The 24,536-nt window shown below is 64.3% G+C and carries 16 protein-coding genes; 7 read left to right on the top strand and 9 right to left on the bottom strand.

The annotated features are described in order from the left end of the window. Positions 1-121: 121 nt before the first annotated feature. Complete coding sequence (locus AB4Y36_RS27360; RefSeq protein WP_368684650.1) at positions 122-1,912, top strand: FAD-dependent oxidoreductase; 1,791 nt, start codon at positions 122-124, stop codon at positions 1,910-1,912. A gap of 354 nt (positions 1,913-2,266) precedes the next feature. Continuing rightward, positions 2,267-4,261, top strand: a complete 1,995-nt coding sequence (locus AB4Y36_RS27365; protein WP_368684651.1) for an alkaline phosphatase family protein — start codon at positions 2,267-2,269, stop codon at positions 4,259-4,261. Positions 4,262-4,330: 69 nt separating this feature from the next. Here the strand turns inward: AB4Y36_RS27365 and AB4Y36_RS27370 are convergent, their stop codons facing one another. Continuing rightward, complete coding sequence (locus tag AB4Y36_RS27370) at positions 4,331-6,013, bottom strand: alkaline phosphatase family protein (protein WP_368684652.1); 1,683 nt, start codon at positions 6,011-6,013, stop codon at positions 4,331-4,333. A 282-nt stretch (positions 6,014-6,295) separates the two neighbouring features. Then, positions 6,296-6,550 carry a hypothetical protein gene (locus AB4Y36_RS27375; RefSeq protein ID WP_176732859.1) on the bottom strand — a complete coding sequence of 85 codons (255 nt, stop codon included), beginning with the start codon at positions 6,548-6,550 and terminating at the stop codon, positions 6,296-6,298. 196 nt (positions 6,551-6,746) lie between these two features. On the opposite strand from AB4Y36_RS27375, the gene AB4Y36_RS27380 reads away from it, so the two are divergent. Further along, the gene (locus tag AB4Y36_RS27380) at positions 6,747-9,152 is read left to right on the top strand and encodes a putative bifunctional diguanylate cyclase/phosphodiesterase (RefSeq protein ID WP_368684653.1); all 2,406 of its coding nucleotides are present in this window, start codon (positions 6,747-6,749) and stop codon (positions 9,150-9,152) included. Positions 9,153-9,297: 145 nt separating this feature from the next. On the opposite strand, the gene AB4Y36_RS27385 is transcribed toward AB4Y36_RS27380, so the two are convergent. After that, the gene (locus AB4Y36_RS27385) at positions 9,298-10,479 is read right to left on the bottom strand and encodes an acetate/propionate family kinase (protein ID WP_368684654.1); all 1,182 of its coding nucleotides are present in this window, start codon (positions 10,477-10,479) and stop codon (positions 9,298-9,300) included. A gap of 78 nt (positions 10,480-10,557) precedes the next feature. Next, positions 10,558-12,948, bottom strand: coding sequence for a DUF3141 domain-containing protein (locus tag AB4Y36_RS27390; protein WP_368684655.1), 2,391 nt, complete (start codon positions 12,946-12,948; stop codon positions 10,558-10,560). A 442-nt stretch (positions 12,949-13,390) separates the two neighbouring features. On the opposite strand from AB4Y36_RS27390, the gene AB4Y36_RS27395 reads away from it, so the two are divergent. After that, positions 13,391-15,142 (top strand): SulP family inorganic anion transporter, encoded by a 1,752-nt coding sequence (locus AB4Y36_RS27395; protein WP_368684656.1) that lies wholly within the window; start codon positions 13,391-13,393, stop codon positions 15,140-15,142. Positions 15,143-15,170: 28 nt separating this feature from the next. Beyond that, positions 15,171-15,851 (top strand): VIT1/CCC1 transporter family protein, encoded by a 681-nt coding sequence (locus AB4Y36_RS27400; protein ID WP_368684657.1) that lies wholly within the window; start codon positions 15,171-15,173, stop codon positions 15,849-15,851. A gap of 301 nt (positions 15,852-16,152) precedes the next feature. Here the strand turns inward: AB4Y36_RS27400 and AB4Y36_RS27405 are convergent, their stop codons facing one another. The 3 genes from AB4Y36_RS27405 to AB4Y36_RS27415 all read right to left on the bottom strand — a co-directional run bounded on the left by AB4Y36_RS27405 (position 16,153) and on the right by AB4Y36_RS27415 (position 19,877). Continuing rightward, positions 16,153-16,860, bottom strand: coding sequence for a transposase (locus tag AB4Y36_RS27405; protein WP_342948707.1), 708 nt, complete (start codon positions 16,858-16,860; stop codon positions 16,153-16,155). 351 nt (positions 16,861-17,211) lie between these two features. Further along, on the bottom strand, positions 17,212-18,159 hold the full coding sequence (locus AB4Y36_RS27410) for an NAD-dependent epimerase/dehydratase family protein (protein WP_368684658.1): 948 nt from the start codon (positions 18,157-18,159) through the stop codon (positions 17,212-17,214). Then, positions 18,159-19,877 (bottom strand): FAD-dependent oxidoreductase, encoded by a 1,719-nt coding sequence (locus AB4Y36_RS27415; protein WP_368684659.1) that lies wholly within the window; start codon positions 19,875-19,877, stop codon positions 18,159-18,161. The genes AB4Y36_RS27410 and AB4Y36_RS27415 overlap by 1 nt, the downstream gene beginning before the upstream one ends. A 308-nt stretch (positions 19,878-20,185) precedes the next feature. Between AB4Y36_RS27415 and AB4Y36_RS27420 the strand changes: the two genes are divergently transcribed. Next, on the top strand, positions 20,186-21,010 hold the full coding sequence (locus tag AB4Y36_RS27420; RefSeq protein WP_368684660.1) for a WecB/TagA/CpsF family glycosyltransferase: 825 nt from the start codon (positions 20,186-20,188) through the stop codon (positions 21,008-21,010). 58 nt (positions 21,011-21,068) lie between these two features. Here the strand turns inward: AB4Y36_RS27420 and AB4Y36_RS27425 are convergent, their stop codons facing one another. Next, a complete protein-coding gene (locus AB4Y36_RS27425; RefSeq protein WP_368618218.1) occupies positions 21,069-22,511 on the bottom strand; it encodes an undecaprenyl-phosphate glucose phosphotransferase in 1,443 nt (480 codons plus the stop codon). A 605-nt stretch (positions 22,512-23,116) separates the two neighbouring features. Further along, complete coding sequence (locus tag AB4Y36_RS27430; protein WP_368602630.1) at positions 23,117-23,473, bottom strand: DUF4148 domain-containing protein; 357 nt, start codon at positions 23,471-23,473, stop codon at positions 23,117-23,119. A 273-nt stretch (positions 23,474-23,746) separates the two neighbouring features. Between AB4Y36_RS27430 and AB4Y36_RS27435 the strand changes: the two genes are divergently transcribed. Continuing rightward, positions 23,747-24,536, top strand: a 790-nt coding sequence (locus AB4Y36_RS27435) for an efflux RND transporter permease subunit (RefSeq protein ID WP_368684661.1), incomplete at its 3' end; no start/stop codon positions are given.

Raw genomic sequence — 24,536 nt, forward strand, 5'->3', positions numbered from 1 at the left:
CTCTCGACGGGATTGACGAGGCGATCGTCGAAGCCGGCCGCTCGCGTCAGCGGGTTGTGGCAGCCCTGCGTCATAATTTGGAAAACTAAGCGTTTCACCCGTCGCGAGGAGAAGAAACGTCATGAAACGACGCTGCCTGCTAAAGGGGGTTGTCGCTTTGCCGTGCCTTACCGCTACCTCGAGTTTCGCCGGCGTGCAGCCCGCTGCGGCCCGTGCGGGCCGCATCCGGCCCAGCGACCCCGCGTGGCCGAAAGCGCCGGAATGGGAGGCGTTGAGCCAGGCAGTCGGCGGAAATTTGCTGCAACCCACCACGATCTGGCAGACCTGCGCGCAAGCGCCCCACGCACCAGCATGTCTGGCAAGAATCGAGGAAGCGCGCAATCCGTTCGCGCTCGGCGACGATCCCGGCGCCACCCAGGTCTCCGGCTGGCTCAATGCATGGACGGCGCACGCAAGCGCCTACGCGGTGGCAGCCCGCTCGACCGCGGACGTCGTCGCGGGCGTCGATTTCGCGCGCCGACACAACTTGCGCCTGGTGGTGAAAGGCGGCGGTCACAGCTACCTTGGCGGCTCGAACGCGCCCGATTCCCTGTTGGTCTGGACGCGCGGGATGAACCGCATCGCACTCCATGACGCGTTCGTGCCGGCCGGCTGCCAGTCACCGCCACAGCAGGCCGTGACGGTAGAGGCTGGCTGCATGTGGATCGACGTCTACACCGCCGTCACGACGCACGCGGGACGCTACGTTCAGGGCGGCGGATGTACGACCGTGGGCGTTGCCGGCCTCGTTCTCGGCGGCGGTTTCGGGTCCCACTCGAAGCGCTACGGACTCGCGGCCGCGAGTCTGCTCCAGGCGGAGATCGTCACCGCCGACGGCGCTGTCCGCACGGTCAACGCATGCCAGCAGCCCGATCTTTTCTGGGCGCTCAAAGGGGGCGGCGGCGGCAGTTTCGGTGTGGTGACGAAGCTCACGCTGCAGACCCATGAGTTGCCCGAGAACTTCGGCTGGGCCAGGTTCAAGGTCAAGACTTCATCGCCTGAGGCTTACCGGCGGCTCGCTGCGCGACTGGTCGATCACTATGCGGAGCATCTGTTCAACCCTGCATGGGGCGAGCGCTTCGTCTTTCACAGCGACGAGATCGAAGTGGCGATGGTGTGCCAGGGTCTCGACGACCATCAGGTCAAGTCAGCCTGGGCGCCTGTCATCGATTGGGTGCGCGCCTCGCCGGCAGATTTCACCTTCAACCAGGGACCTCGCGTCGGCGCCGGTCCATCGCGCCGCTGGTGGGACGTCGAAGCCAACCCGGGACTCGTGCCCGACCCACGCGCGGGCGCTGCGCACAACCATGGCTGGTGGCAAGGCGATGGCGAGCAGGCTTCCGCCTTCCTGCACGGCTACGAGTCGCAATGGCTGCCCGCGGCCCTTCTCGAACCGGCGCAACGCGGCCGGCTGGTCGACGCCTTCGTGGCGGCGGCCCAGTTTCAGGCCGTCGAGTTGCATTTCAACAAGGGACTCGCGGGCGCGCCGCCGGAGGTGAACGAGCAGGCGCGCCAGTGTGCGACCAACCCAAAAGTCGCCGACGCCTTCGGCCTGATGATCGTCGCCACAGGCGGCCCGCCACCCTTTCCGGGCCTGCCCATCCCCGCGCCTGACATGGCGCAGGCACATCGCAACGCCGCGAACATAGCCAAGGCCGCGGCCATTCTCAAGGCGCTATCGCCAGAAAGCGGCTCCTATATTTCGGAGACCGATTTTTTTCGCAGCGATTGGCGTGAAGCGTTTTGGGGCGTCAACTACGCGCGGCTGAAAGCGATAAAGAATCGCTACGATCCGGAAGGCTTCTTCTACGTCCATCACGGCGTGGGCAGCGAGGACTGGAGTCCCGACGGCTTTACGCCCGTGCAGTCGTGAACGTTTCGGTGATGGGCGCGCATTTCTTGCCTGGCTTGACTCACTAAGAACTCGCATTCTCGCAACTCATCGTGCAGATGGGGAGGGTCCCTTATTTCTCCGCATCTCCCACATCAGCACCCACCTCATCAGGACTCCTGTCATCTTGCGCAGCCCGAGTCCTGCATCAATCGAAAGATCCGCGAAGGTAAATCGTAGGCACGGTCACGTGACCTGCACAGAACCGACTTACTGCCGCCCTCGGAACGTCATGTGGAAGGTCTAGCTTTCCAGCCTGTAACACGCCGTAATGAAGTGACGCAATCGCCGCCCCACCGTCATGCAAAGAAGTGCAACGCTTCAATGGAGAGACACATGCGCCAGACATCGAGATCCAGACACCAACGGCCTGCTGTTCCTGCCTTGCTTGCGGCAGTTTCGCTAGCGGCGACGGCACTCTATTGTTCTGCTGCCGATAGCCAGTCCACCGCGAATACATCTTCGATCACGGCAACGCCGATCAAGCATGTCATCATCATCGTGGGCGAAAACCGAACGTTCGATCACGTGTTTGGCGCTTATCAGCCGCGCTCGGGCCAAACCATATGGAATCTTCTGTCGAGAGGCATCATCCGGGCTGACGGGGGACCCGGACCCAACTACAAGGTCGCCGAGCAATACATGGCCAAGGCCACGAATCCCTCGCAGTTCGACGCCAGCCCGGTGTCGAAACAGCCTTACGCGACGCTGCCCGCGCCGAATACCGGCTCGGCGCCGACCGCAGCGAGCGACGCGAATCCTCCGCCGTTCGCGACACTGGCGGCTGCGCAGGCAGCCGAAGGCTATGCCCTCGAATCGAACGATGTCGTTCAGTTGACGACGGGCGCAACGGGCCTCCCCAACGACGTGCCTGACGCGCGCTTTGGATCGAACCTGTACAACCTGCAGAGCGGCCCCTATCAGATTTCGCGGGTGGGTCCGAACTACGACCAGTACATGAACAGTCCGGTGCATCGGTTCTACCAGAACTGGCAGCAGTCGGATTGCAATATCGCGCACGCGACCCTCGATAATCCGAGCGGCTGCAAGATGGATCTGTTTGCGTGGGTCGAAGTGTCGGTAGGCGCCGGATCGAATGGTAAAGCGCAGACGGCCAACTTCACCGACCAGTCGACCAACGAAGGCGCGACTGCGCTCGGGTTCTATAACGTGAATACCGGCGATATGCCCTATTTCACGGATCTCGCGCGTCATTACACGATCAGCGACAACTATCACCAGCCGGTGATGGGCGGCACGGGCGCGAACAGCATCATGATCGGAACGGCCGACGCGCTCTATTACACGGACGGCAAAGGCAATCCTGCGACGCCGCCCCAGAACGAGATCGAAAACCCGCGGCCGCAGCCAGGCACCAACAACTGGTACGCGCAGGACGGCTACTCTGGCGGGACCTATAGCAATTGCTCAGATCCGAAGCAGCCTGGCGTCGGCGCGATACGAAAATATCTCGACAGCTTGCCGTATCACCCCAATGCCAACTGCGCGCCCAGCACGTACTATCTGCTGAACAACTACAACCCTGGCTACAACGGTGACGGCACCGTCAACACGAGTACGTTCACCATTCCACCTTCGCCGGTGCGCACGATCGCCGATACACTCCTCGAGAACAATATTTCGTGGAAATACTACGGCGAAGGCTGGAAGACGTTCATCACCCGTCCGTCAACGAGTGTCTACTGCAATATCTGCAATCCGTTTCTCTATGAAACGGCGATCATGACCAATCCGTCGCTGGTGGCCGCGCATCTTCAGGACACGCCGAACCTGTATGCCGACATCGCAAACGGCACGCTACCCGCGGTGTCGTTCGTGAAACCCGGCGGACTGCTCGATGGGCATCCGTCCTCTTCGAAGTTCGGTCTTTACGAAGGGTTCGTGCACAAGATCATCGATTCCGTTCAGGCGAACCCCGCGCTGTGGGCCTCCACTGCGATCTTCATCACGACGGACGAAGGTGGCGGCTATTACGACTCAGGGTACATTCAACCCGTGGACTTCTTCGGGGACGGCCCGCGCATTCCTCTCATCGTCGTTTCACCGTACTCGCGCGGCGGCCGTGTCGTTCACGACTATTCGGATCACGTGTCGCTCGTGAAATTCATCGAACGCAACTGGTCGCTGGGACCGATCACGGCGCGCAGTCGCGACAATCTCCCCAACCCGGTCCAGCTGCCCGCGAGCCCGTACGTGCCGACGAACGCGCCGGCAATCGGCGACCTGTTCGGTGCCTTCCAGTTCCAGCCCGCCAGGCAGGCGGCAGCGGGCAATGGCAACGAGGGCGCGGCTGGCATGTTCCCGTTCTGATCGCAGTCCAGAAGCGCACTGAAGACGCCGAAGGTCCCAACCCAAAAGGGACCGTCGGCGCGCTTGCTCCTACTGCTCCGATTGATCGCCCGAGTCGTCGTCTCCCGTGGTCTGGAGGCCCGGAAGGACATGGGTGCCTTCACGCTGAACGGCTACGAGCTTGTGCGGGTCGAGACCGAGCGCCTTCAGGATGGTCGGCGCCACCTGCATGTTGGTCACCGGCGAATCGACGACGTTCTTCTGCAACTTCGGATTGGAAACCACCAGCAGCGTGTTCGTATCGTCCGTATACATTCCGCCGTGCTCTGCCAGCTTCGCCGCGCTCTTGCTGTAGATCGTCCCAGGTATCGGCTGAATGATGAGGTCAGGCACACGGCCCTGGGCAGGGTCACCCCAGATCGCCTTCAGCGCCGTGTCGTGGTAGAGCGTCTGGATGCGAGTGGAATTGCCGCTCGCCTCGTCAGCGTCGAGGAGTGATACCGCTTTTGCGGTATCGCCGTGGTTCTTGAGCCAGATGAGCGACACGTCGTCGGCCGTCTCCTGGGCGACCGGCACGCCGCCATTGCCGAGCACGGTGGCGACATCGCTCACGTCGGCGGTGGCATAGGCGTTCTTCGAACCGCTCAGCATGTGAAGCTTCTTGAGGTCGATCGGCGACTGGCCGTGTTTGCCGCCGACGATGAACAGCGTCGAATGCAGAAGATGGCCCGCTTTGAGCGCATCGTACATCTGGCCCAGCGAGGCATCGACGAAGTCGAGCGACTGTTCGAGCGGCACGGTCGGCGTGCCGGCTGCGTCGAGATAGCCGCCACGCGTCGTGGTCGTGCCTTCCATCGCGGACGTGACCTTCTGCCCGACGCTCACCGCCTGAAAGTTCATGCCGAAGATCGCGGGTACGCCCACCTGCTTCGTCCCGGTCTGATCGAGCCCATGAATCCAGTTCAAGACGACCTTGACCTTGAAGCCGTCATAAGCCCGGGTATATATCGGGTCGGCGGTCCAGTCGACGGTCGCGGGCGCGCTCGGGAAGCCATTGGCTTGCAGCGAGGTCGAGTTGATCTCGGGCGCGTAGAGTTCGTCGAGTCCCAGCCCCGAAGGCCCATTCACGATCTCGTAGGCCGGGTGCTTGTCCGACCACGCGGTGCGCATGCCGGCCTGATGAATGACCTCGAAGATCGTGTTCGTCCCGTTCTTCATGTACAGATGCGGCCAGACCTGCACGCAGGCGCCGCCGGCCGTCTTGCGCAGTGGAAGTTTTGCGGGATTGATGTGCGGATTGCGCTTGTCGTACGTGGCCCCCGCAGGCGGCGAACCGCCGTCGAGCTGGGTGAGATCCCAGTCGAGCGCTTCGAAATTGGTGACCTCCGTGCCAGGCGTGCCCGTGCAATTGCTGCCCGGCGGATACAGCGTCGCATCGTAGGTGTCGTCATAGAAGACACCATGGCTCAGCGGGCTGCCGCCGGTTGCGAATGCGAGGAGGCCGGGATACGAGTCGGAAGGCCGGGATGTCGAAGCGTGGGTGTACTCGACACCGTGTTTGACGAGCTTCGCGAAGGTGGATTGCGGGTGCGTCTTGATGTAGTTTTCCAGGTCGGCCTCGTGCATCCCGTCCACACTGATCAGCAAAACGTGCGTGTATTGCTGGTTGTGATCGCCATCCTGATCCTGCGCTGCCGCGGCCATGCTCGCAAATGCCAGCACGCTCGCAGTGAAGATTGCCCTGACTCCGAACCGCTTTCCGATCTCGTTCATTCTTCACCTCTTGATATGAATTATGAATTGGGCGCGAATGCGCCCTAGAGGAGATAAGTCGCGAAATGAGTAAATGCCGTGAAAGATTACTTTCGGATGTCTTCCACTGGAGCGCGGGAGGCTTGATGGGCGTGCGTTTGATTCAATGTAACAGGTTGTATCAGGACGGTGCGGCGATTCCACGACGTTGTGAATGCACCGATCCTGCCGGTCGATTCCTCTATTTCCGGTGTAAATCTGGAATCCTGATGATAACGTTTATCATTTGATACGGCTAATTGTCTAACCAGTCGAATCCGCTCCGTTCACATCGCTGTCATTGTTCTTTTCATGTTCGAGCATATCGAGCGCAAGCACACGTCCGACATCACGCACGAACGCTTCCATGACCGCGAAAGATTCCGGGCTGCCCGGCACACAGTCTTCAGGATTGCGCTTTCCCTGTGCCCGTCTGATCGCGCGGATGCTGCCTTCCAGCGCCCGTGCTTCTGCCCGGATCGGATCCTCTTGAGGTGGTTTGGGTTGTTCGTGCGCCATGCTGGGATTTTCGGCGGCCGGCACACAAACTTTAGCGTCTGGGCGTGACCGCCCTCCTTCCGACCCAAAATCCGCCCCAAATCGGCCTTGGCGAAATAGCGATTGGCCGCCCTCAAGTTGCCCGGATCTTTGTCGATATGTCAATTGCAGAGATTGTGGGCGCAGGGTGACGAGCATGCAGCGTGAGGACAGCAAGATGGGAGATAGCGCAGGAAATCCGGCCGCAAAGCCGGCGCTCATCGGCCTATGGCGTGTGTTGCACGTATGGAGCGCACAAAAAACCCGGCTGGTCGCGCCGCTGGCCCTCATTGCGATCCTGTCGGCCATCGCGCTCAATACCGCCATTGCCCTGCGGCAGTCTCATGAGCAGCGCTATGCGCTTTCGCAGCAGCGTGCGGTCGAATCGGCCAAGCGGGATCTCGACGAACTGCAGAATGCACTTCTCGACGAGCATGAGCAGCTCTACACGGTAATCGGCACGCGGCCGTTCTATCGGCGCGCCGCCTACATCTATCCGCTTCCGGCACTGATCGACAACGCCAACGCGGCGCAGCGGACCTGCGAAGGCCGCGAGCGCTGCATCGCCCTGCTCGACGAGTTGAAGGACATGATTCGCCATCTGGGCGCCCTGAGCAACCGGCTCGCGATGCTTTCCATGCTCAAGCCGGGCAGCGTGACGATGGATACGCCGTCGCTGGGCGAACTCGACGCGCGCTTTTTCCAGACGATGCAAAAGATCGGCGAGATCCGCATGGACGAAGACGCGCATCTCGACCAGTCGGTCACGAGGGCGTCGCGAGATTCGCAAATGGCTTCGGCGCTCCTGCTCGGGTCGGGACTGGCCGCGGCGTGCCTGCTGCTGGCATTCCTTCGCCGCAACGCGCGCATCACGAAATCGTTGCGCAAGGCGCTCCAGGCGGCGGACGTCAACCGCAAGAAGTACAAGCGCCTCTTTCAGCTCAATCCGCTGCCGATCTGGATCGTCGACGACGCGTCCATGCGGCTCGTCGCCGTCAACGACATGGCGGCGAAAGCCCTGGGCTACCGCGCGAGCGAGATGCTCGAGCTGAGGCTTGGCGATCTGCGCATGAACAAGACCGCGCTGCATGGGGCCCCGTTCGCGCACGCGCGCGGGCACGACGACGGCACAGCCATCTGGGAACACCGAATGAAGAGCGGCGAGTTGCGCTCGATGAACGTATTCCAGCTGCAAACGGATTTCGACGGCCGAAGCGCGACCCTTTGCGTGATGGAAGACGTCACGACGCAGCTCGCAGCACAGGCTGAACTGAGACATCGGGCCGAATACGACGCGCTCACCGGCCTCACGAACCGCAAGTATTTCGACGAGCGCGTGAACCGGGAACTGCAGCAGGCTAGCCGTGCGGGCAAGACGCTCGCGATGATCTTCCTCGATCTCGACAATTTCAAGGAGGTCAACGACTCGCTCGGCCACCGCATCGGCGACGCGCTGCTCGCCCAGATCGCGCGGCGCATCGAGCGCGTCGTCGGCGAGCGTGGCACGGTGGCGCGCTATGGCGGCGACGAATTCATGGTCATCGCCGACGGCGCCGCTCCGTTGCTCGAACCGCTGCTCGACTCACTGCTCGCCGCGATGACGGAACCGATACAGGTAGCGGGCCACGAACTCTTCATCGAGGCCAGCATCGGCATCAGCCTCTACCCCGCCGACGGCGACGACGCCGACGCGCTGGTGCGCAATGCCGACGCCGCGATGTATCTGGCCAAGCAGAACGGCCGCAATCAGTACCAGTTCTATCGCCCGGAATTGAGCGAAGCCGCGACCTCGCGCTTGCGCATTTCCACGCGCCTGCGCCAGGCGTTCCGCAACGGCGCATTGACCGTGCTGTATCAGCCGCAATTCGATATGGCAACGGGCACGATGATCGGCGCCGAGGCGCTGCTGCGATGGACCGACGCGGAACTCGGCAGCGTGTCTCCGGCCGTATTCATCCCGGTCGCCGAGGAAACCGGCCTGATTCGCGGCATAGGCGAATGGGTGCTGCGCGAGGCATGCCGGGAAGCAGCGCGCTGGAATCGGGACCCGGCGCAGCCGATACGCGTCTCCGTCAACGTCTCGCCCTTGCAGTTCGAGCATGGCGACCTGATGGGCCAGGTGCGGGAGGCACTGCGCGATTCGGGTCTGCCGCCGGCGCTGCTGGAACTCGAGGTGACCGAGGGCGCGCTCATGCGCACGCCCGATCTCGCCGCGCGCACGCTGGCCGGTCTGCGGGAGATGGGCGTGCGCGTCGCCATCGACGATTTCGGCACGGGTTATTCGAGCCTCGGGTATCTCAAGCGCTTTCGCGTCGATCGCCTCAAGATCGACCGCGAATTCGTGCGCGAGATTGGCCAGGACACGGAAACGGAAGCGATCACGCTCGCCGTCATCGCCGTGGCGAAGGCGCTCAATTTCGAACTGATCGCGGAGGGCGTCGAAACCAGCGGACATCGCGATTTCCTGCTGCAAAACGGCTGCACACATGCCCAGGGTTTCCTGTACAGCCACGCCGTGAGCGCCGGCGCGATCGCCGACATCGCGGCGAATGCGGCGGCACGTCCGGCGCCGCTGCCCGCGTGAACCGTGCTACGGCGCGCTCGGGCGGCGCGACGAAAGCCGCGTCACAAAAAATTCACTCAACGCGGCATGAAATGTCCATGGCCGCTGCAAAACCCGGATGTTGAACGCTCTGGCTCATCCGTCTTCTCCCTCGCAACGGGCAGTGTCACGCAACGCCCGTTACTTCACGCGTGTGGCGCGCAATCATGAGTTCTTCGTTGGTCGGTATCACCCAGACCGAGACCTTGCTCGACGCCGTGCTGATACAGGGGCCGCCCGCTTCGTTCGCCCTGCTGTCGATTTCCACTCCGCACCAGCGAGCCTGTTCGCAGGCCCGCCGCCGGATCTCCGGCGAGTGCTCGCCGATGCCCGCGGTGAAGACCAGCGCGTCGAGCCCCTGCAGCGCGGCGGCGAGCGATCCCAGTTCGCGTCCGATGCGATACGCGTACAACTCGACGGCGAAGGCGGCGCGCGCGTCGTGGCTCGCCAGCAGCGTACGCATGTCGCCCGAAATACCCGATACCCCAAGCAGACCCGAACGGCGGTACAGCAGGTCCTCGACGCCGCGCGTATCCATTTTCAGTTCGTCTAGCAGGTAAAGAATCGCGCCGGGATCGAGATTGCCGCTGCGCGTGCCCATGGGCAGCCCATCGAGCGCGGTGAAGCCCATCGTGCTCGCCACACTCCTGCCCGCGTCCATCGCACACATGCTCGCGCCATTGCCGAGATGCGCGACGACGGTGCGGCCTGTCGCTGCGTCAGGAGCGACATGGGGCAGCGTGCTGGCGATGTACTCATAGGACAGCCCGTGGAAGCCGTAGCGCCGCACGCCTTGCTCCGTCAACGCTGCCGGCAGCGCAAACGTCGAGGCAAGCGCAGGCTGTGTCGCATGAAACGCCGTGTCGAAACAGGCGACTTGCGGCAGCTCCGGATTGCGTCCGGCGATGACACGAATCGGCTTCAGGTTATGTGGCTGATGGAGCGGCGCGAGGGGCGCGAGCTTGTCGAGTGCGTCCAGCACAGCGGGTGTGACGGCCACGGGCTTCGAGAACTCGCGGCCGCCATGCACCACGCGATGCCCGACGGCGACCACGCGGTTGCCGTCGCGATGGCTGCGCAGGAACTGGGCGATGTGAGCAACGGCCTCATCATGCCCGAGGGGTTGATTGCCCCAATCGTGACTCCCGGTCAGCACGCTTTTCCCATCGAACGCGACGAAACGCGGCGCCGACAGCAGGCCTTCGATCTGGCCGTGCATGACAAGCGGCAGATCGTCCGGCTGCGCATTGAACGCGCTGAACTTGATGCTCGACGAACCGGCATTGAGAACGAGGATGACGTCGGCCATCGTTCTACCCTATCGCCCGCGCGCCGGCGGGCAACGACGGACCGCGGACAAGCCGCTCATGCTCTTCGTATTCGCGATTCACGACGCCTCCTTGAGATCGGGCGCCACGCGAGTGGGCGGCGCCTCGGGAACCTCATGCATGGCTCCGACTGTGCTTACCGCCGGTGTGCGTTCCAGCGACAGCGACGAACGGATCTTGTCGAGCATGCTGAGCTGGGCAGCGGTCGGCCCGGCTTCCTGCACGCGCTTGTCGTCCAGCAGCTTTTCGGCCAGTTCAAGCAGCTTCTCCCGGTCTTGCGGGTCGGCCAGCAGATGCGGCAGCGTGGCGAGCGCCTGTTCCGGCTCGTAACGCACGATGATTTCCTGCTCGCCGCGCACGCGCCGCCACTGGTCGCCCGGCAGCTGAGGCAAATAAGCGGCGTAGTCCTTCGCGAGTTCGTGGCGCAGGGCAAGCCGCGCGAGCGGGAGCGGCTCGCCCCGGCGCGCGAGCAGGCAGGCGGCGCGAGCCAGCGCCTCCGTGTAGCCGCCTTCGGCCATCGACGCCAACGCGTCCCTCACGTAGGGCAGATCGCGGGGGTCTCCGGCCGCCACGGCGGGTCTGGCTTGCGCCTCTTCACCGTGTTCGACGGTGTACAGGTTCCCGTAGAAGGAAAAGAACGCGCTCTCCGTCATGGCGTCGCGCATCGCGCGATAGAAGTCGAGCGATGCACTGAACATCTCCGAACCGTAGTGCTCGAACTCCCTCAACGGCGTCTCTTCGTGGACTTCGGCATGCCGCTTTGCCCTGACTGCCTCGGCAGCAGGCCCAAGCCAGGCGAGCCACGGATTCAGATCCGAAAGCGCCCAGCGCTGCGCGCGAAGCGGATGAAACTGCCGCTGCAGATTCGCTGTCGTTTCGTTCGACCACATCCGTACCCACGGTTGCAGGAACAGCTCGTACGCACGCTGGTTCAACTCCGATACGCGCTTGACGGCCTCGAACGGCTGTTCGTCGCTACGCTCGAAGCGGTTCAGGCGCGCGGCAATCTCTTCGAGCCGATACTCGCGGAATGACACGTCGTATGCCGTTTCTCCGTCTTCGCCCCGACGCTCGGCAATCTCCATGCCGTAAAGACCAGGCGGGAACGCTTCGATCGCTTCGAGCACGGAGGCGATCTGCCGATGCTCCTTCTTCGCGACCTTGCCCGAAACGAAAATGCCGAGGTGGCCGATGCTCTGGTGCACGAGTCCTACGATCACCTGACCGCGCGCCTTGATTTCTTCCGTGCTGCCGTAAATGTCGGCGACCCAGTTGAATGCCTGTTGAGGCGGCGTGATGTTGTCGCCCAGCGAAGCGAACAGAATGATCGGCGACTTGATTTCCCGCAGATCGAATGCCGTCCCGTTGAGACCTCGAACTTCGCCCGACCAGAGCGTGTTACCGACGAACAGGTTGCGCGTGATCCACTCGATCTCCTCGCGGTTCATCAGGTAATAGCCGCCCCACCAGCGCTCGAAGTCGAGGAAGCGCGGCGGCTCGGTATCGGCGTTGTCGAACAGGTGGTAGTACTTGTCCCATAGGCTGTTGGCGGGATTGAGATTCTCGAAGTTCTGCACGAGATGGGCGCCGTCGAACTGGCCGTTGCCGAGATCGGCCGTCAGCGACGCGAGCCAGGTACCGCCCAGCATGCCGCCGGAATAGCGCATGGGGTTGTCGCCCTCGCCTTCGCTCCACGCGCCGCTCCAGTAGGACATCGGCGCGCCGTTGATGACGAGCGGCCCCGTATGGTCCGGGTCGGAACTCGCGAGCATCATGGCGGCCCAGCCGCCCTGGCAGTTGCCGACGATCGCCGGTTTCGGGCTGTCCGGGTGCAGTTCGCACACCTTCTTGACGAATTGCGCTTCCGCCGCACAGACATCGAGCAGGGTCTGGCCAGGCTCCGGATCGCGAAAGAAGATGACGAAATATACGGAGTGGCCCGCCTTGAGCGCAACACCGGCCTGTGAATCGTCCTTGAAGCCGCCGATGCCCGGACCGTGGCCCGCACGCGGGTCGATGATCACATAAGGACGCTTGCTAACGTCGATGACCACACCGTCGGGCGGCAGCAGGCGCACCAGCGCGTAGTTGACCGGCCGCGCCAGCTTCCGGCCGTCGATCACGAGTTCGTGGCCGAAATGGAGGACCGGCCGAAGACCGTTGCGGGCCTGCTCGACGAAGCCATTGCCGCGCTGGCGCAAGGTGTCCCAGAAGAGCACGGACCGCTCGGCGACATCCACCGCGTAGCGGTAGCCGGCCCAGGGGTCCAGCGCGGTTGGCCATGCTGGGCTCGCCGAAGCGGGTTTATCGCTTTCGACTAGCCGCCCAGTCGCATCCGCTAAACGCTGACTGAATTGGGTTTGCGCTAGTTCCGATCGCCTGGCGAGGAGCCGGGCAACTTTGCCGCCGATCTCCTGGCAACGCGCATATTGATTGGCTAGGTCGGTCATGGCATCACCTTCTGGTCCGCGAAGGGGTGGCAAAGGCCACCTCCGCCGCCTCGATTGAATGAAAGGAATGCTTACGAATATGCTGGGCAGTCGCGCGCGTAGCCGTAAAGGCCGGCATGGCTGCTATCTCTCCAGACACTGGCAGACGCACGTGACAGGTTCGTTACGGCGCCGCGCCGGGCCGGCCACGATTCCGTCTGCACGAACTGAATCGTGCAACCGCTCGCGTGCTTTCTCTATAGGACCATCGGCCCATACCCCGCCGTAACGATTGCCCTTGCAGCAGTAGGACCAAAGTCCGATTGACGCTTGATCGACAACATGGGATTCGTCAAATTTCCGCTTCAGCATGTTGAATGCAGTAGCCCACGGGGAAGTAACGGTGAGACATTCGACGTAGATGTGCGTCGGTCGTGTTTCTGCCCCTGGAGGCCACAGCATCATGCGCGATCAGCCCGCGTCGCACCGCAAATCCGGCTTTCGTCTTCCCGTTCTCGAATGGGTACGCGACTACCGGACATCGTGGATCAAACCCGACATCGTTGCGGGCGTCACGGCGGCGGCTGTCGTGTTGCCGAAAGCGATGGCTTACGCGAGCGTTGCCGGACTGCCCGTCGAGACCGGGCTCTACACGGCGTTCGTGCCGATGGTGATCTACGCGCTCTTCGGTACGTCAAGGCCACTGAGCGTCAGCACCAGCGCGACGCTGGCCATTCTGAGCGCGGCCGCGCTCGGTCAGGTTGCGCCCGATGGCAACACCGCCCAACTGGTCATCGCGACCGCCACACTCACGCTGCTCGTCGGCCTCTTCCTCGTTCTCTCGGCCTTGCTCAGGCTGGGATTTGTCGCGAACTTCATTTCCGAGCCCGTGTTGACGGGCTTCAAGGCCGGCATCGCCATCGTCATCGTGCTCGATCAACTGCCGAAACTGATTGGCATTCACGTCGTGAAAGGATCGTTCTTTCATAACGTATATGCGCTCGCTGCCGGGCTTCCCCATGCGTCGATGTCGACGGTTGCCATGGGCGCACTGACGATCGCCGTGCTGGTCGCGCTCGAACACTGGTATCCGAAGTCCCCCGCCCCGCTCATTGCCGTGGCGCTCGGCATAGCGTGTGTCGCTTTCGCCGGCGTGCAGCGGTACGGCGTGGAGATCGTCGGCGAGATCCCGACCGGATTGCCTTCGTTCGTGATGCCGGATCTTTCCCTGATCGACGCGCTCTGGCCGGCGGCGGTGGGCATTGCCCTGATGAGTTTTACCGAAACGATTGCTTCAGGGCGCGCATTCGCGCTCAGCGGGGAACCCGTTCCGCTGCCGAACCGCGAACTGCTGGCGACGGGCCTGGGCAATGCGTTGGGCGCGCTGTTCGGCTCGATGCCCGCGGGCGGCGGGACGACCCAGACGGCCGTCAACCGGCTGGCCGGTGCGCACTCGCAACTGGCCGAACTCGCCACCGCGGCCGTGACGCTCGGCACCATGGTGCTGCTCGCGCCCGTCATCGGACTCATGCCGCATGCCACGCTCGCTGCCGTGGTGATCGTCTATTCGATCGGCCTGCTCAATCCGGAGGACTTCCGCGCGATCCTCGCCATCCGGCGCACCGAGTTTGTCTGGGCGGTCGTGGCGCTGGTGGGCGTCGTGCTGCTCGGCACGCTGCAAGGCATCCTGATCGCCATCGTCGTATCGCTGGTGGCACTCGCCCATCAGGTGTCCGATCCCCCTGTGTACGTGCTGCGGCGCAAACGCGGCACGAACGTATTCCGTCCGGTATCGGACGAGCATCCGGACGACGAGGACTTTCCCGGACTGCTGCTCCTGCGGCCCGAGGGACGAATTTTCTTTCTCAACGCCTCCAACATCGTGCACAAGATCATGCCGCTCGTCGCCCAGACGCGCCCCAGGGTCATGGCGCTCGATATGCGGGCCGTATTCGATGTGGAGTACACAGCATTGAAGATGCTGACCGAGGCCGAGAAGAAGTGTCGCGAGAGCGGAATCGAAGTCTGGGTCGTGGGCCTCAATCCCGATGTCTTTGCCGTGCTCGAGAAGGCGCCGCTCGGCAGCGTGCTTGGACACGAGCGCATGTTTCTCAATCTCGAACAGGCGCTAGCCGCGTGGCGGGAGGCGCAGCATGCCATTGTGCGCGATGGCGTATCGTCTGCCAGTAGACACCCTGGACAGAGAACGCCCTGAGCGCTTATCTCATTTTGCAAGAGGCCATATGAATACCACTACCCCGACACAGCAAACCGCGGCCGAAAAGCGCGAGCCCGTACTCAACACCGTCGAGCGCGTGACCGAACTGTGCTTTGGCCTGTTCATGGCGTTGACTTTCGTCGGCGCCGTCAAGGCGGTCACAGCGGGCGAGGGCGCCGGCCGCAAACTGTTCCTGGCCGCCCTCGGATGCAATCTCGCCTGGGGCCTCGCAGACGCCGTGATGTATCTCGTCCGCACGCTCGCGGATCGCGGACAGCGCCTGACACTCGCCCTGACCGTGAAACGCGAACCAGACCGCGCCGCGGCCGTGCGGGCGTTGCGCGACGCATTGCCGACGGCGCTGGAACCGCTCGTCGACGACGAAGAACTCGAGCTGATTCGCGCGCGCCTCGCCGCGGCGCCTACGCTGCCACCTCGCGCGCATTTCAAGCGCGATGACTTTCTTGGGGCAGTGAGCGTTTTTCTGCTCGTGGTCGTATCGACGTTCCCGGTTGCCCTGCCCTTTATCCTCGTGAGGGATCACATAGCGGCGCTCGTCATCTCACGCATACTCACGCTCGCGATGCTCTTCGCCGCCGGTTTCGCGCTCGGACGCTACACCGGCGCGGGCGCGATGAAAGCGGGCTTCGCGATGATGCTGCTTGGGATCGTGCTGACGATGGCGATCATTGCGCTCGGCGGCTAGCCGTCAGGCGACACGGCTTCGTTATCCGCGGTCATCGGCAGCCCGCACTGCGGCTGGCGATCACCGTCACCCCTGCCTGGAAGTGGATTTCGGCCACGAACATCGGAACGGATGTCTGCGTCGTGCCCGGTTGTTCGGAAGCCGGCGTGCCATACATGTTGTGCCAGTATTCGTAGCCAGGACCCAGGTACGCCGTGCGCGGATGGCCGGCGAACGATCCCCGTCCGGATGGATCTCGTAGACGATCGACCCATCAGGACGAACGACCACCCCCGCTGTGCGGCTAGCCCACCGTCCCTCGTCATGCGTGGGCGCTGGCCCTGCGAACCTTGGCCGGCCGGTCGCGCAGCAGCAATGGCATCAAGCGCCGGTTGGCTGTCTGCGCCGCCCACTCGCAGTATGCAGCGCTGCCGAGCACCCAGCCCTCGAGCGTCGCCCGCATCAGGTTATTGACCTCGGCTTCGTCGAGAGGCTGTGCGCCCAGGTCGCGGTAAGACTCGTGCCGTTCGAACGGCGTATCGCCGAGCGCGCGATAGAGCGGATGATCCTTGACGAACCTGTCGACACGCAGCCCGACGTGGTGCGTGTAGCTCGACCACGGATAGTTGCCCGGCTCGGCCACGAGGCGGTTGCGCACCGGCGCATGATCGATGACCTGGCTCGCGAGCAGGAAATAGCGGTCGGGTTCGATCACGGTTGCCCGGTACTCGCCACGCCACATCGCACCGCGGCGTCCATGGCGGCGGTTGAATGTCTCGACATAGCGACGGCAAACCGCCTGCATCGCCATGGCTACGCTCGACTCGTATGAAGGCGTGACGAGGAACTGCACCGCGTCGGGCATCAGCACCCACGCGTGGACTGCCAGATCGGCGACGCGCGCGGCGTCCGCGAGGCAGGCGAGGAAGTAAAGGTAGTCTCCTTCGTCGAGGAATGCGGGCCCTTTGAGCCCCTGCAAGATAACGTGCTGCGGTTGTTCTGGGACGTAGTGCCGTGCAAGCCGTGTCATGCTGAATTAACCGGAAATCCGATGTGGGGGAGCGATCCGACAGGTATCGATCGCCTGACGCTGCGTGAGTGGATCTACGATCAAATTCTATGGGCCGTGCGCGCACGTCTGCGTCGCGAACAGGCCTTTTTTATGGCCTCAATTCGCTGATTTGACGAGCGCAACGCGCGCATTTTTACGCCGCCACTGAATAGCCGTCGAAGCGCGATCCGGCACCACTAAAGCGTAGCGATGAGGGTACGATGGTAGAAGCGACTGAAGTCGCAAAATTTATCCGCAGGACTCCGAATTATAGTGATGGGTCGAAGCCGAAGCCTTCGACGCGCCGAAACCCCGCCTAACCCGACCGGTTCAGTCGGCGCGCGACGACGCCGCCATGAACGCTTCGGCCTGCAGCGCGACGCGCCACGGCGTCCACGTCATCCCGAATGCCTGTTCCGCGCGGCGCGCGTCGAGCCGGATGTCCTGTTGCCACAGCCGCGCGAGCGAAGGCGGCAGCGGCGGAGGCACCTTCACGCCACCCAGTTTGCGCCCCGCGATCCCGGCAATCTTCAGCGCAGGCGCCCACAGCTTCGTTTCGAGTGCAAGACGCCGCGCACCGATCCGCTCCACGGGCGTCGCCCCCAAAATTCGCGCGTAGGCGACGAAGTATTCATTCCAGCGCGGCGCCTCGGCCATCGCCAGGTTGTAGGCCTGAGCGCCCGAAGCCGGCGTGCGCAGCGCAGCCAGTGCCGCCTGCACGACGTCGTCGATGTGGACGAGATTACTGCAACCGTCGCCGGCGGCGCCGAGGTCACCCAGGCGCCGCGCGCACAGCAGCTGCGCAATGCGCGCCGACCACTGCGGACTGCCGCCTCCGTAGATGCAACCCGGGCGCAGTATCGTGAGCGCAGGCAGCGCAGCGAGCAGTCGTTCCGACTCGACCTTCGCATGGCCATAGGGGCTCACGGCGTCGAGCGCCGCCGCTTCGTCGATACGGCCTTCGGCGGCGCCGTACACCGCCATCGAACTGAAGTGGACCACCGGTAGCGGCGCACCGCGTGACGCCAGCGCGGCCGCCAGCGCGCGCGCATTCGCGACGATCGTCGCCGGCGCACCCGCCACGCAGTTGACCACGCCGTCCACGTCGGCCAGCGCGGCGGCGAGCGACGTGGGGTCCGCGGCATCGACACGGCGCAAGCCGCTTCCTTCCCTGCGCGAGGCGGCCACCGGCTCGGCCCATTCGGTACGGCTCAACGCTTTCACCAGATGGCGGCCGACGAAGCCGGTCGCGCCAAGAACGAGAATACGGGCTTTCATTACGCGGGTTCGGAAGGGTTTGCGATTGGAACGGGCAGCGCGGCAAGATCGGCGGCGCCCTTGAGGTGTTCGGCGAGCCGCAGTGCGAGCGCGACGATGGTCAAGGTCGGATTCGCCTGGCCCGAAGTCGGGAAGACCGCGGCGCCCGTCACATAGACGTTGTCCGCTTCGTGCAGCCGGCAGTCGGCATCGACCACGCTCGTGCGCGCATCGCGCCCCATGCGCGCCGTGCCGATGTGATGGCCGCCATAGGCTCCGTAGCGCGTCATTTCGGCCTCGACCTGCGCGGGGTCGTAGGTGAAACGGCCCACGCCCGCGCGCTCGACCTCGTGCGCAAGCGCGGCGAGCGCGCGGCTCACGGTCGCGACGTCCTGCTGCGTGTAGCGCCAGTCCACATGGATGCGGCGCAGGCCGAGTGCATCGGTTTCATCGCCGAGCGTGACGCGGCTCGCCGGATTGGGCTCCTGCTCCGCATGGAAGTCGAGCGAGAAACGCAGATTCGCAGGCCGCACGATCACCGAGGGGAACTTGCGCGCGGCCAGCGTGCGCCGCCGCAGCCAGTGCCACAGGAAACGCGCCGTGTTCGGCGCGTCCGCAACGACGTTTTTCGCGTGCGCGAGCGTGGAGCCCGCATAGCCTTCGGGTGTGCCGTCGTAGAGGCGCTTCGCGTATTCGTAGGGCACGATGCCGCGCGCGAGATACAGCGCGGAGAGGATACCGTTGCCGTGTCCGGCGTCCGGAATGCGCGGATGATGCAGGCGCGCAATGAAGTTGCCCGCGCGCAGCGCGTCTTGCTGTTCCGGGCGCAGCGCGAGGCGGCGGCGGCAATAGATGCCCTCTTCCGTCACCTCGTAGCCGTGCCACACGGACTGCGCCGCCGCGAGATCGAGCGTGCCGATCGTGCCCGCGAGATGGCTCATGTAATAGCGGCCCACCGCGTCGTGGGCGTTGCCGAGTCCCCGGCCGCTCGGCCCGGGGCTGTTGAGCAACAGGCGCGGCACTTCGAGACCGCCGGCCGCGAGCACGTAGGCGCGTGCGGCCACCGCGAACGTCGCGCCGCCCGTCGCGTCCTTCGCATTGAGCACGCGTACCTGAGCTGCGCCGACACGCCGCGTCGAACCCGCCAGCATCGGCAGGCGGCACAGGTTCGCATGCTGGAGCACACGCACGCCGCCTTTCGCCAGGCGCGCCCGGTAACGCTGACCGAAATCGGTCGGGCAGCTGAAGCGCTCGAGCGTGTGCGTCGAAAACACGTCGCTGGCAAAGCCGCCGATCATCGGGCGCGGGGGCGCCGCGAACGCGCCTTCGGCCGTATAGGCGAATTCGCCCGCTTCGCACAGCGCGTTGGCTTGCGGGTAGTGGCGCAGCACATCGGCGAACGCGATCGGCCAGCCGCTGTGCGCAACGTAATCGCGCGCCTCGAAGTCGTGCGCGTCGAGCGGCATGCAGCGGCCGCCCCACAGCGTGGTCGAGCCGCCGAAGCGCCGCACGCGGTAGTTGTCCGGCGGCGGATGCAGCGCCGCATTCGCCACCGTGCCCGCGTACAGCTGCTGGGTGGCAGGCTCGGGCGCATCGCCGCCGCTTTCCAGCACGATTACGTCGAGCCCGCTCTTCTCCAGCGCGAGCGCGAGCGCAATGCCGGCGGCGCCGGCCCCCACGATGCACAGGTCCGCGTGCAGCGTCGTGCCGGCGGGAATCTCACGGGCGTCGGTGATCATCGTCTGTTACGTATGGGAAAGGGAAGACGGGCCGCGGCGATCGTAGCCGATCGCTCGCGTGCAACCAACGGCGCCAGCCGAGAAATTTCAGACGCATCCCGATTTTTGTCTCTAAAAAAACACTGTTGTATTACCCGCAGCACCGACACAGCAGTAAGATTCCGTCTGAAGTCCAAAACGCCTTGGCAAAAGCCAGGAGACCAGAAAAAAACATAACGTACGTCGCATGACGGGGTGGCACGACGCCGGTTCAACGGGCGCCGTGCGTGGCTCTCGTCGTGTGCGCACGTCGGGGTCACAAAAACAAGATGAGCACGCCTTACATAACAGCGGCGCCGCAGGCGGCCGCACGGGGTGTCTTCAAGCCGAGCATTCCCTTGTTCGGTCTCAACATCGCCGCCGTGTCGTTCGACACCGCGCTCGACGTGCTTTGCACCGCCGCCTTGCAGCGCGACGGCCGGGCGCGTGTCGCGGTCACGCCGAACGTCGACCACGTGGTGCGGCTCGACACGCAGCCCGATCTTCAACGTCTCTACCGCACCGCCGACTTCCTGTTTGCGGACGGCATGCCCGTGGTCTGGGCGAGCCGCCTGTTCGGCGCGCCGCTGCCGGAACGCGTGACCGGCGCGGACCTGTTGCCCGCCCTGTGCGAGCGCGCCCACGCAGCCGGCTGGAAAGTCGTGGTGGTGGGTGGCCGCCCGGGCGACGAAGCCACGCTCCTGAACGGCTTCGCGCAGCACTATCCGGGCCTCGATGTCGACGTGATCGCACCTTCCATGACGTTCGATCCGACCGGCCCCGAGGGCGATGCGGTGGCCGGGCGCGTGCGCGCGGCCGCGCCCGATATCGTGTTCGTGTGCCTCGGCATGCCCAAGCAGGAACGCTGGGCCCTGCATCACGCGAGCAAGCTGCCGGGCGGCCTCATGCTGTGCGCCGGGGCGGCCGTCGAGTTTGCCGTCGGCCTGCAGCAACGCGCCCCCGTGTGGATGCAGCGCTGCGGTCTCGAATGGTGCTGGCGCATCAAACAGGACCCCGCGCGCCTGTGGCGCCGGTACCTCGTGGACGACCGCCGCTTCTTCGCCATCCTGTGGCGTCACTGGCGCATGGCGCGCACGCAGCAGCGCGCGGCGTAAGGCCGCCGATGCGGACGCGGCCGGCTCATGTTCGGCCACGTCTCGCGCGGCGCAGGCTTCAAACCGCATTGCGGCCCGAGACGATCGACGGGATCGTCTTCAGCAGGATCTGCAGGTCGAGCCACAGCGACCAGTGCGTGATGTAGTAACGGTCGTACTCCACGCGGCGCTGCATCTTGTCGGGCGTATCGGTCAAGCCGCGCAACCCGTTGATCTGCGCCCAGCCGGTAATGCCCGGCTTCACGCTATGGCGCAGCATGTAGCCGGGAATCAGCTGCCGGTACTCTTCGTTGTGCTCGGCCGCGTGCGGACGCGGACCCACGAGACTCATCGAACCGCCCAGCACGTTGAAGAGCTGCGGCAACTCGTCGAGCGAAGTCCGGCGCAGATAGCGCCCCACGGCCGTGATCCGGTCGTCGCCGCTGCGGGCCTGGCGCACGCCCTGCTCTTGTGCATCGCCCTCGTTCTCCGCCGCGACGCGCATCGAGCGGAATTTGTGCACGACGATCGCCCGGCCGTGCTCGCCATTGCGGCGCTGCCTGAACATCACCGGGCCCGGCGAATCGAGCCGGATCACCAGCGCGATCGCGAGCATGACGGGCCACAGTAGCGCGAGCAGCAACGCCGCGCCGGCAATGTCGACCGCGCGCTTGAGCATGCGCGAGAGCCCCAGAATCGGCACGTCGTGCAGTGCCAGCAGCGGCACGCCGGCCAGGTCCGCTCCGGTCGTCGCGACGTCCTCCAGGTAATGCAGCTCGGGCACGAGATAGATCGCAGCCGTCGAATCGTAGAGGCGCGTCACGATGTCGGCCGTGATGTCCTTCACTTGCGTTGCGTCGGCTCGCGCCATCGCGGCCTGCCCCATCGCGAGGAACACGATCTCATAGTCGTTCGCGAGGATGCGCGTGGCGGCGTCTTCATAGCGGCCGAGATACGGCGGCAGCGTTTCCCCGTCACGCGGCGTGGCAGGCGCATCGTTGTAATAGCCCATCACGTGAATACCGAGAATCGGCGAACGCTGCAGGCGCAGGTTCAGCTTGCGCGCCTCGCGGCCCATCCCGAAGAACACCGCGCGGCGCAGGTTGCCGGGCGCGTTGTTGACGCTGTGGGCCACGCCGCGCAATACAGCCAGGCCGACGAGTTGCAGCGGCAGCGCAATGGCGGCCCACTGGACGACCAGCGTACGCAGGGCCGTCGTGCCGCTATCGCCATGCGTCGCGAACAGCAGCACCATGAGCGCGACCGGCAGCCGGCACCAGCGCCATGCGCCGCGGCCCAGCATCCACCAGAGATGACGCGCGCTGGCTACCAGGTGAAACCGCGCAAACACGACGAACGCAGCCACGGCGAACGCCCCGGTCAACGCCCGCGTGTACGGCGTATCGCCGGTCTGTCCGCGCAGCAACAACAGCGCCACGAGCGCGCCCGTATTGAGCGCCGCGCTGATGACACCGACCAGCGCCATAAAGAGGCGGTGATGGTGGGTCGACTGGGTGGACATGACGGGTTCGGCCAGTATGTGCGACTGTTTTATACGCCTGATTGGCATGACGGCGGGATTAGACCGCGAGGGGAATGACCGTCTGCGCAAGGCGCAACAGCAGCAAGCGGCGGACGACGATTCGCTAGAAAGGCGAAACGCGAGTCTCAAACGCTTGCGATTAAACACACGAACCGAACGTACGCGCTTTTTTAAACATGGAGCGCTATTCGTAGTGCAAGACGGCCGCTCCCCGTCGGCCTGACGGCGCAGACTCCTGTTCCGGCAGCGCGAGTGGTCTAGATTCGCGCCAATAGCCCGGAATGGAGAACGGCCATCCCAATTCGCGCGTATCTTACCAGCGCATTATGAATTTGCGTGATCCGGAAAGATAGCGCCGTGAAAACGCGCGGTATCGTGGCGAATTTGCCGATGCGGCTGATTTAACGCCGCCGTAATTAGTAGGGTAGGTTCGGGGCTTCAATAAAAATGAATAGCGATTTCTTGCGCGCGAATGGGGCGAATTATGTTCGCGCAAACGTTTGTTCAAGCGAATCGAAATGCGCGGGAGCGCCCGGCGTTATCGCCGGGGCTGCTGCGCCGCGTTCGAGCATCCAGTGGCTCGCTCAGTGGCCCGCATAAATCGACCGCTCGCCGACGCTCGCCACGACCGGCGCACCCGCGTCCGAGCTGCCCGTCATCGCCACGCCGCCGACCGCCGTGCTGCCCGGCGCGGCCTGCTGGTTCTTTTGCGCCTGCTCCTGGGCCACGATCGCCTCCGCGTGCTGGATGTCATCCGGGTAGTTGACGTCCTTGGCCACAGGACGATACCCCGCCTGCTCCAACCGCACGAGATCGTCGATCACCTGGGCGCGCGTGACCGGCGCGTTGGCGGGGTCGGCGGGGGTGGCGGTCTGTGCGAAAGCGGCAGCGGGAGCGGCCAGGGCGCAGGCAACGAGCAATGTGGAAACGAGTGCTTTCATGGTGTTCACCTCTCAATGAATGGCCGCTGCATCGGGAAGGGATGCCGCCTCAGCCACCCTCGGCAATGTCGCGAAGGTTGAACGCATTCTGGTCGCGCGGCGCTGACCCAAAGCTGACCTGCTGATTACGAGTTCGTTATCTGGGCGCAGCGCGCCCCCTGCGGCCAGCGTGCTTGCGCGGCAAAGATGACAAATCCGTAATGTCGAGGTCAGGACCGGGTAAGCGCGCCCTCCCGATACTTGCGCCACTCCCGCCTCAACCCGGACCCCGTCATGTGGATCGTCAAACTGGCTCTCAGACGGCCTTACACGTTCATCGTGCTGGCCGTACTGCTTTTCATCCTCGGGCCGCTCGCCATCATGCGCACGCCCACGGACATTTTTCCGAACATCAATATCCCGGTGGTCAGCATCGTCTGGACCTACAACGGCTTCTCCGCCGAGGACATGGCGCACCGCATCACCTCGAACTACGAGCGCGCGCTGACTTCGGACGTGGACGACATCGAGCACATCGAATCCCAGTCGCTCAACGGCGTGTCGGTCGTGAAGGTGTTCTTCCATCCTGGCGCCGACATCAACCGCGCGATTGCCGAGGCCGCGTCCAACTCCGCGTCGATCCTGCGTGTGCTGCCGCCCGGCACGCTGCCCCCGAACATCATCACGTACAACGCCTCCACGGTGCCAGTGCTGCAACTGGGCCTGTCCAGCGCGACCTTGCCCGAGCAGTCGCTTTACGACCTCGGCAACAGCTTCATCCGCACGCAGCTCGCGACCGTCCAGGGCGCGGCCGTGCCGCTGCCCTACGGCGGCAAGATCCGCCAGATCATGGTGCAGCTCGATCCGAAAGCGCTGCAGGCCAAAGGTCTCGCGCCCGCGGACGTCGTCAACGCCGTGAACGCGCAGAACCTCATCCTGCCCGGCGGCACCGCGAAAATCGGCTCGCGCGAATACAACGTGGAGATGAACGGCAGCACGCAAACCGTCGCGGCGCTCAACGACCTGCCCATCAAGACCGTGAACGGCAGCGTGGTGTATGTGCGCGACGTCGCGCACGTGATCG

This window comes from Paraburkholderia sp. BR10936 (assembly GCF_040965735.1).
Taxonomy (GTDB): Bacteria; Pseudomonadota; Gammaproteobacteria; order Burkholderiales; family Burkholderiaceae; genus Paraburkholderia; species Paraburkholderia nodosa_A.